Here is an 8,028-nt window from a genome sequence, read left to right as displayed (position 1 = left end):
CTTCCATATAATATTGATAAAAAAATATCATCAAATTAAATTTTTTTTAGAATTATCAAAAAACTTAAGAAACCCAAAGAAAGGCGGATAATACTTGTCAAGATGGGGATATTTTAGCGTTTACGTTTAAAAGGTAAAATGAAATTTTTAATTACAGGAGGTTCAGGGTTTATTGGCACAAAATTTATTATTTGATGAAATGGGAGAGAAATTATTATTGAAAGACAATATTACAAAGCCTAAAAAAGCTTTAGAGGCAGGATATATTTTTCAATATACTTATGTCGATCAAGCATTATCTAATATGATTAACAAAACCTAAATTATGTTTAAAGTAATTAAAAATAATGTTCATATTTTTTTGATGTATTTAGGGACATTACCATTTATTATTTTTATGTTATCTATAATTAAAAACTGCGAATATAACTCAATAATTACTAATAGCTCAGCTGAAAGCATAAAATTATATGGATTAATAATTAGTGTATTTATGGCTGGTATTCAATGGGGATTAGGTCTTGAGAAATTATTTAGATATAAGCTATTTATATTTAATAACTTCATTACTATAATTTTATGGATTTCTTACCAAATAGTATCTAACAATAAATTCATCTTTATTCTTTTGCTATCTTTTATATATTATATCGTTGCAGATTTTAAGTTTTACAATGAAAAAATAATTAGTAAAAAATATCTTATTAATAGGATTATCATAACAATTATTGTTATGATAAATCTATTTATATCATTAATAAACTTTAAGTAACATTTATATTGAAAGATGAAGAGAAATTTGGGTAAAATTGCTATAATAGGTGCAGGTATAGCTGGAATGAATTGCGCCTATCAATTAAGTAAAATTGCAGATCTAACTGTTTTTGAAAAATCGCGAGGTTTTGGTGGTAGGATGTCTACTAAATTAATAGATGGATTTAAATTTGATCATGGTATACAGTTCTTTACTGCTAAAACTAAAATTTTCCAAGATTTTATTTATCAATTTGAAAAAAAAGGCATTATTAAGTCATGGGAAGGTAATTTTGTTGAGATAAATAATAATCAAGTATCAAAAATTAAAAAATGGGATAATAAATATAAACACTATGTTCCTGTACCTAAAATGAGTAGTTTTTGTAGGTATCTTTCAGAGGGTATAGATGTGAAATTAAATACAAGAATTACCAAATTAGTTAAATTAAACACAAAATGGGAAGTTTTTAATGACCAATCTTCTTTAGGAATATTTGATTGGGTTATAATTGCAATTCCACCAGAACAATTAATGCCTCTAATTCCTGATTTTTATGATTATTTAAAGCAAATAAGAGACTATAAGATGCAGCCTTGTTATTCATTAATGATTGGATCTAAAAACTCTTTAGATATTGAATGGGATGCAGCAATTATCAAAAACTCTATTTTGAGTTGGATATCTATAAATGATAGTAAACCCTTAAGAAATCGCAATAATTCTATAGTTGCTATATCAACAAATGACTGGGCGCAAGAAAATATTAAAAAAGATATAGAATATGTAAAGAATACTTTATTAACAGAGATTCAAAAAATCTTTCCTCAACCCATTAAAAATATAGCATACGTAAATGTGCATAAATGGAGGTATGCAAATATTAAAAAGCAGAATGGAGTGAAATCTATTATAGATAGTAAAAATAGGCTTGGAATTTGTGGAGATTGGTTTATTAAAGGAACTGCTGAATCAGCATTTTTAAGCTCAAATAATTTAATTGATAATATCTCAACTCATATTTAATTTATATTATATTACTGCAAATTCTATGATGTATTTAAATAAAATCTATTCAATAATATATATTAGCTCTGCAAATTCAATAATAAGTACCAGTAATGTATTTTCTAAGCTACTATGAAGATCATAAATAAATTATTATTTATCATGCATTTGGTTTAAAAAAATAAGTACTAAGTATTATAATGATGAAAAATAAGTTAGTTATTCATTGGTTTAGACAGGATTTAAGACTACATGATAATCCAGCACTTTATTCAGCTTTTGAAGAAGGATGTGTTTTACCAGTTTTTATATTTGATACTCACAACTCTAGACAATATCAAATTGGCAGTGCTAGTAAGTTATGGCTATACCACTCATTAATATCTTTACAAAAATCTTTAGATGGTAATTTATATTTATTTCAAGGTGACCCCAATGATATTTTATTCAATTTAATAATAAAATATAAAGCTCAAGCTATTTATTGGAATAGATGTTATGAACCTTGGCAAATAAAAAGAGATAAAGCAATAGAACAAAAATGCAAAGATAAAAATATCTTAGTTAAGACATTTAATGCCTCATTACTATGGGAACCATGGAATATATTAAAAAGAGATGGAACGCCTTATAAAGTTTTTACACCATTTTATCAAAAAGGTTGTTTAATGTCTGGAGATATTCCAAGAGCGCCATTACCAAAACCAAAATCTACTAACAATATAATATCTCTACAAGAAAATAAGGATATTAAAATTTTAAATTTGTTACCAAAATATAAATGGGATAAAAAATTAGAAAATTGTTGGAATATTGGAGAGGAAAGCTCATTAAGTAAATTCAATATGTTTGTAGAAAATGGATTAAAAGATTATAAGGATGGTAGGAATTACCCAAGTAAAAACTCTGTCTCTTTGCTTTCACCGCATTTGCACTGGGGAGAGATATCTCCATTTTATATATGGCAGAAAGTTAGTAATTTAGATGCAAATCATAATACCTCTCATTTTTTAAGTGAACTTGGGTGGAGGGAGTTCTCTTATTATTTATTATATTATTTACCTTTCATTACTGAAAAAAATTTGCAAGAGAAATTTGATTTATTTCCTTGGCAAGAAAATAAAAAATACTTATTGGCATGGCAAAAAGGATTAACAGGATATCCGATAGTAGATGCTGGTATGAGACAACTATGGGCAGAAGGATATATCCATAATAGAGTGAGGATGATTGTTGGTTCTTTTTTAGTGAAAAATTTACTTATTCATTGGCACTACGGAGCCAAATGGTTTTGGGATTGCTTAGTAGACGCTGATTTAGCCAGTAATAGTGCCAGCTGGCAATGGATTGCTGGATGTGGTGCTGATGCGGCTCCTTACTTTAGAATTTTCAACCCAATTACACAAGGTGTAAAATTTGATGCACAAGGTTTATATACAAAAAAATATATTCCTGAGCTGGAAAAATTACCTGATAAATATTTATTTTCTCCTTGGCAAGCTCCTGAAAATATCTTAAAAGATGCAGGCGTGACATTGGGTACACATTATCCTTACCCTATAGTAGATTTACAAGAATCAAGGAATCTGGCTTTAACAGCTTATGATAATATAAAGTTAAAACGAAATAAATAAATATCTTGGCCATTATTAATGAGATCAAATTATTGAATATTACTCTATATGACACATTATTATATCTATGTTTAAGTTTTATCACTCTAACTATAATTATAGAAAAATTATTCTATAAAAATCAAAAAATCTGTTATAAAGAGATGATTAAATATAGTTTTGATTAGCGATATTAAATTAATACATTCTTAAATTTTCAATAGAAATTTTATGCTTTATCATTATAGTGAATGTCAATTGATAAGGTTTGTTAGGTTATTATTTTTTACGATAAAATTCATTCTCTAGGTTTTATACCTGTAGTAATGTCTATGGGAATAATTTCATATTTCTATACAGATTGTCATATAAATACGAATTTAATAATTACTTTAGGAGTATTATGTTCATTAGCTTTGTTATTTATTCAAAGTTATTTTCATAGTTTAAAGTGGTTAAAGTTTTTATTACTATTAGGTTTATTTTTTTTGTTAGGGCATATTGTAACTGATTTTAGGGTATAAAATATTAGTAAAACAAGTTTAGATCGTAAGATACAAAGTATAATTATTGCAGATGTGGATGAAATTGAGATAAGAGGTAGAGAAAAAAAATTGCTTTTAAGTGACGTGAACTTTTTAAATTTTCAAGAATTAAAAAATATTAATAAAATTAAAATAGTAGTTAGAACTAGGCTTGAAGACATAAAAAAGAAAGATAAGGTTATGGCGAATGTTGTATTAATGCCACCTCCTGGTGCAGTGATACCTGGTGGTTTTGATTACTCAAGGCATGCTTTTTTCAGTAGAATTGAAGCAATTGGCTATGCAATAGGTAATGTAAAAATTATTAAACAAGCTGATATTAAAAGCTATTCCAAAATTGATCAAATTAAGCAAAAAATATTCGAAAGTTTTTATAATAATATGCATGAGAATAATGCAGCAATTGCTGCAGCTTTATTTCTTGGAGATACAAAAAAAATTGATACAAATACGTATGAAAATATTAGAATCTCAGGGATAGCGCATTTATTAGCTATTTCTGGAATGCATGTTGGTTTAGTTGGGGGGATAATATTTTTTATTAGTAACTTTCTTTTTTCAAAGATAAATTTACAATTCATAAAGATCAATAACAAAAAAATAGCATCAATTATTACAATTTGTCTGTGCTATTGTTATTTGATTTTGGCAAATGCACCTATTTCAGCTCAAAGAGCTTTCGCCATGACGACGTTGTTTCTTATTGGCATTTTAATTGATAGAGATACAAATCCTCTTAGGACTATTAGTATAGCAGCTATTGTGATTCTTTTATTTACTCCTGAAGCACTACTAAGTGCAAGTTTACAGATGTCATTTTCAGCATGTTTTTCACTTATTTACGGTTTTGAATTGTTAAAAACAAAATATTTAATAAACTTTAATAAGAATACTTCTGTATTATAGAAAATTAGTATTTATTTTTTCTCAATTGTTTTAGCTAGTATTTTTGCTACTCTTGCAACAAGTATATTTATAATGTTTCATTTTAAAAATTTTTCTACATATAGCTTGCTCACAAATTTATTAGCAATACCAATTACTGAGTTTATAATAATGCCTTTTGGGATGCTTGCTATATTGTTAATTCCTATAAAATTAGAGTTTATTGGATATTACCTAATGGATAAAGGAATTGAGGTGCTATTGTATATTTCAAGCACAATTTCTTCTTTTCCTAGTGCAATTGTAAATATTTATACTATTGATGTATGCAGCCTTTTATAGTTTATAGCAGGGTGTTTGATTTTAATGCTTATAAAAACAAAATTCAAGTACATTGCTATATTTTGTTTTATTGCTTTGATAATTAATATAATTAATTTTAAATTGCCGGATATAGTTATAAGTAAAAATACTAAGCTAATTGCTGTAAAAGATTTACAAGACAATCAACTATATTTGATTAGAGGTTTTAGAGAAAGATACTCAAAGAAAGTTTGGCAAAAAGAATTGAACATTAAAACAGTAAGTAAAAAATATTTGGGAGAAATTTGTAATCAAGATTATTGTTATATTCCAGATCAAAAATTGTTAATTTTATTTGAAGAAAAATATAACAAAAAATTTATAGATATATGTAATGAAATAGATATTAAAGTAATAGTAAATTTTAGAAATCTGTATTATGAATGTAGTGATGCGATGTTGAATTTAAATAAAGCTAATTTTGATTCAGATGGAACGCATTTAATATATAAAGTAAAAGATAATTACAAGATAATTACTGAAAAAGATCATGTTATAAAAAAACCTTGGAATAAAGACTTCTTTAATTAATTATTTTTTCTATTATCTTTACATCAATAGTTTTTTTGTGTATACACACTATATTTGTATAATTTTTTTATTTTTATGACGGTAAAAATTAGATTAGCAAGGGCTGGAGCAAAAAAAAGGCCATATTATAAAATAGTTGTGGCTAATGCTGATTCTCCAAGAGATGGGAAATTTTTGGAAAAAGTAGGTGTATATAATCCAATGTTAGCTAAAGAAGATGAAAATAGGGTTGTTTTAATTCAAGATAGAATTAAGCATTGGGTTTCTGTTGGTGCACAGCCAACTGATAGAGTTGAAAAATTTCTTGAAAAGGCAAAATTAATAAAAACTAAGTCACCTGTTAAAAGAGTGGTTAAAAAAGTTTCTGTTAAAAAACAATCTCAGGACAGTGCAATTAATGAAACTTCAAAAACTGTTGAAACGAAACAAAATAAAGTATCTGAAGAATCAAAGAAATCTTAAGATAAATTGTATTATAATTAATATAAATTTGTTTTTATTTTAATTTTAATGTGGAAAGTTAATATTCTTACACTATTTCCAGAAATGTATCCTGGACCCTTAGCATATTCAATTTCTGGAAGATCTATGTATTCTAATATATGGAACCTAGAAGTAAAAAATATAAGGGATTATGCTAAAGATAAACATAAAATAGTTGATAGCCCACCTTATGGAGGAGGTGGTGGTATGCTTCTAAGGCCTGATGTATTGGGTAAGGCTATTGAAGATTTTTTTCTACAAAATAATTATCCTATAATCTATCTTACGCCCAAGGGTAATTTATTTAACCAATCAATGGCAAAGTCTTTTGTAAACTCTTATAAGGGAATAAATATTTTATGTGGTCGCTTTGAGGGTATTGACGAAAGAGTTATAAAAGAGTATAAAATATCTGAAGTTAGCATAGGTGATTATGTTCTATCTTCTGGAGACATAGCCTCATTTGTGCTGATAGACAGTTGTTTAAGGTTTGTACAGGGGAATATTGGTAATAAGGAGTCCCTCACAGAAGAAAGCTTCGCAGAAGGTGATTATGAAAACCTTTTAGAATATCCACATTATACTAAGCCTTTATTGTGGAAATCTAATGAAGTTCCTAAAGTTCTAACTTCAGGAAATCATAAAAAAATAAATGAATGGAGATTAAATCAGGCTAAAGAGGCTACTAAAAATAATAGACCAGATTTATGGAATAAATATTTAAATGGAGAAAAAAAATGAATTTAGCTGACAAATATATAGAAAAGCAATTATCGGTTCTAAAAAAAGGCAAGGATATACCAGATTTTAACCCTGGAGATACATTAAAAATTCATAATAAAATTGTAGATGAAAGCAATGAGCGAGTGCAAATATTTGAAGGTGTATGCATTGCGAAAACAAATAGTGGGCTGGGTTCTACTTTTAAAGTAAAAAAAATTAGTTGTGGTATGTGTTTTGAAAAAACATTTCCACTTTATTCTCCTTTAGTGGCAAAAATAGAAGTATTGAGAAGAGGTAAAGTTAGAAGAGCTAAGCTTTATTATATGAGAGAGCTTGTTGGTAAGGCTGCAAGAATTAAAGAAGCAAGAACTTCTTATACTAAAGGAAAAAAGAAAAATCACAGTAAGTAGATATATAAAAATAAGTATCTTCATAATTATTGTTATATATTCAAGTACTTATAATATTTAATACAAAAAGCTTTAAAAGTTCTAGCAAAATACTTGTTCTATATATTCTTAATCCGAACTACAAATAAGAAATTTATAGCAAATCTTGTAATCATGAAGAGGAGTATCTCTCAACAATCATCACAAAAGAAGAATGCATACCACCCTACAGTCATCACGAGGGAGAGACGAAGTCTCGACTGTGGTGATCCAGAATTGTTAATATTATTACACTTTGTTGAAGTTTTCCTGAATTGCCACGAGCACTTTGTTCCCTCGCAATGACTATATCGTTGTTCCTAATTGTGCTAAATATTGCTGTATAGTCGCATTTTAGCTCTTTATAGAGTAATTCTTATCTGCAGCTCAGGTTATTTTAAGTTCTTTTTATATTTAATTGATTTTATACACACTGCTCTAGGTTGCTTGACAAATTTGCTATATTACAATTTTAACATAAAGAAAGGTATTTAAATATGGTTTGTCCACATTGTGTATATACTGCAGCAGCAGTAACATCTAGTTTTTTTGGAACAGGTATAGTTGCAAATATTAAAGGTACTATAACAGTTTCTGTAATTGGTGCAGGAGTATATTATTATGGAGAAAATAAGTTATTATCTTCAGTAGTGAACTCCCCAGTATTAAAGGTAGTTAATTTTGGTGTAGCTTTT

The 8,028-nt window shown here is 27.2% G+C and carries 9 protein-coding genes and 1 pseudogene; all 10 read left to right on the top strand.

The window, feature by feature from the left end:
• The first annotated feature begins 172 nt into the window (after positions 1-172).
• Positions 173-322, top strand: coding sequence for a DUF1731 domain-containing protein (locus tag EIC27_RS04665; RefSeq protein ID WP_126044958.1), 150 nt, complete (start codon positions 173-175; stop codon positions 320-322).
• A 3-nt stretch (positions 323-325) separates the two neighbouring features.
• Complete coding sequence (locus tag EIC27_RS04660; protein WP_126044957.1) at positions 326-772, top strand: DUF3429 family protein; 447 nt, start codon at positions 326-328, stop codon at positions 770-772.
• A gap of 15 nt (positions 773-787) precedes the next feature.
• Positions 788-1,780, top strand: a complete 993-nt coding sequence (locus tag EIC27_RS04655) for an NAD(P)/FAD-dependent oxidoreductase (RefSeq protein WP_126044956.1) — start codon at positions 788-790, stop codon at positions 1,778-1,780.
• A gap of 182 nt (positions 1,781-1,962) precedes the next feature.
• Positions 1,963-3,396, top strand: a complete 1,434-nt coding sequence (locus tag EIC27_RS04650; RefSeq protein ID WP_205702337.1) for a cryptochrome/photolyase family protein — start codon at positions 1,963-1,965, stop codon at positions 3,394-3,396.
• 704 nt (positions 3,397-4,100) lie between these two features.
• Positions 4,101-5,147 (top strand): annotated as a pseudogene (locus EIC27_RS07610) (ComEC/Rec2 family competence protein).
• 24 nt (positions 5,148-5,171) lie between these two features.
• Positions 5,172-5,699: a hypothetical protein gene (locus tag EIC27_RS04635; RefSeq protein WP_126044953.1), complete on the top strand. Its 528-nt coding sequence runs from the start codon at positions 5,172-5,174 to the stop codon at positions 5,697-5,699.
• Between the two features lie 75 nt (positions 5,700-5,774).
• On the top strand, positions 5,775-6,161 hold the full coding sequence (gene rpsP, locus EIC27_RS04630; protein WP_126044952.1) for a 30S ribosomal protein S16: 387 nt from the start codon (positions 5,775-5,777) through the stop codon (positions 6,159-6,161).
• 48 nt (positions 6,162-6,209) lie between these two features.
• Positions 6,210-6,923, top strand: coding sequence for a tRNA (guanosine(37)-N1)-methyltransferase TrmD (gene trmD, locus EIC27_RS04625; RefSeq protein WP_126044951.1), 714 nt, complete (start codon positions 6,210-6,212; stop codon positions 6,921-6,923).
• On the top strand, positions 6,920-7,315 hold the full coding sequence (rplS, locus tag EIC27_RS04620; protein WP_126044950.1) for a 50S ribosomal protein L19: 396 nt from the start codon (positions 6,920-6,922) through the stop codon (positions 7,313-7,315). Before trmD ends, rplS begins: the two co-directional genes overlap by 4 nt.
• 515 nt (positions 7,316-7,830) lie before the next feature.
• Positions 7,831-8,028, top strand: a 198-nt coding sequence (locus EIC27_RS04615) for a hypothetical protein (protein WP_153183765.1), incomplete at its 3' end; no start/stop codon positions are given.

Origin of the sequence: Candidatus Aquarickettsia rohweri (genome assembly GCF_003953955.1) — a bacterium.
Lineage (GTDB): Bacteria > Pseudomonadota > Alphaproteobacteria > Rickettsiales > Midichloriaceae > Aquirickettsia > Aquirickettsia rohweri.
This window is presented reverse-complemented; position numbering and strand designations above follow the sequence as displayed.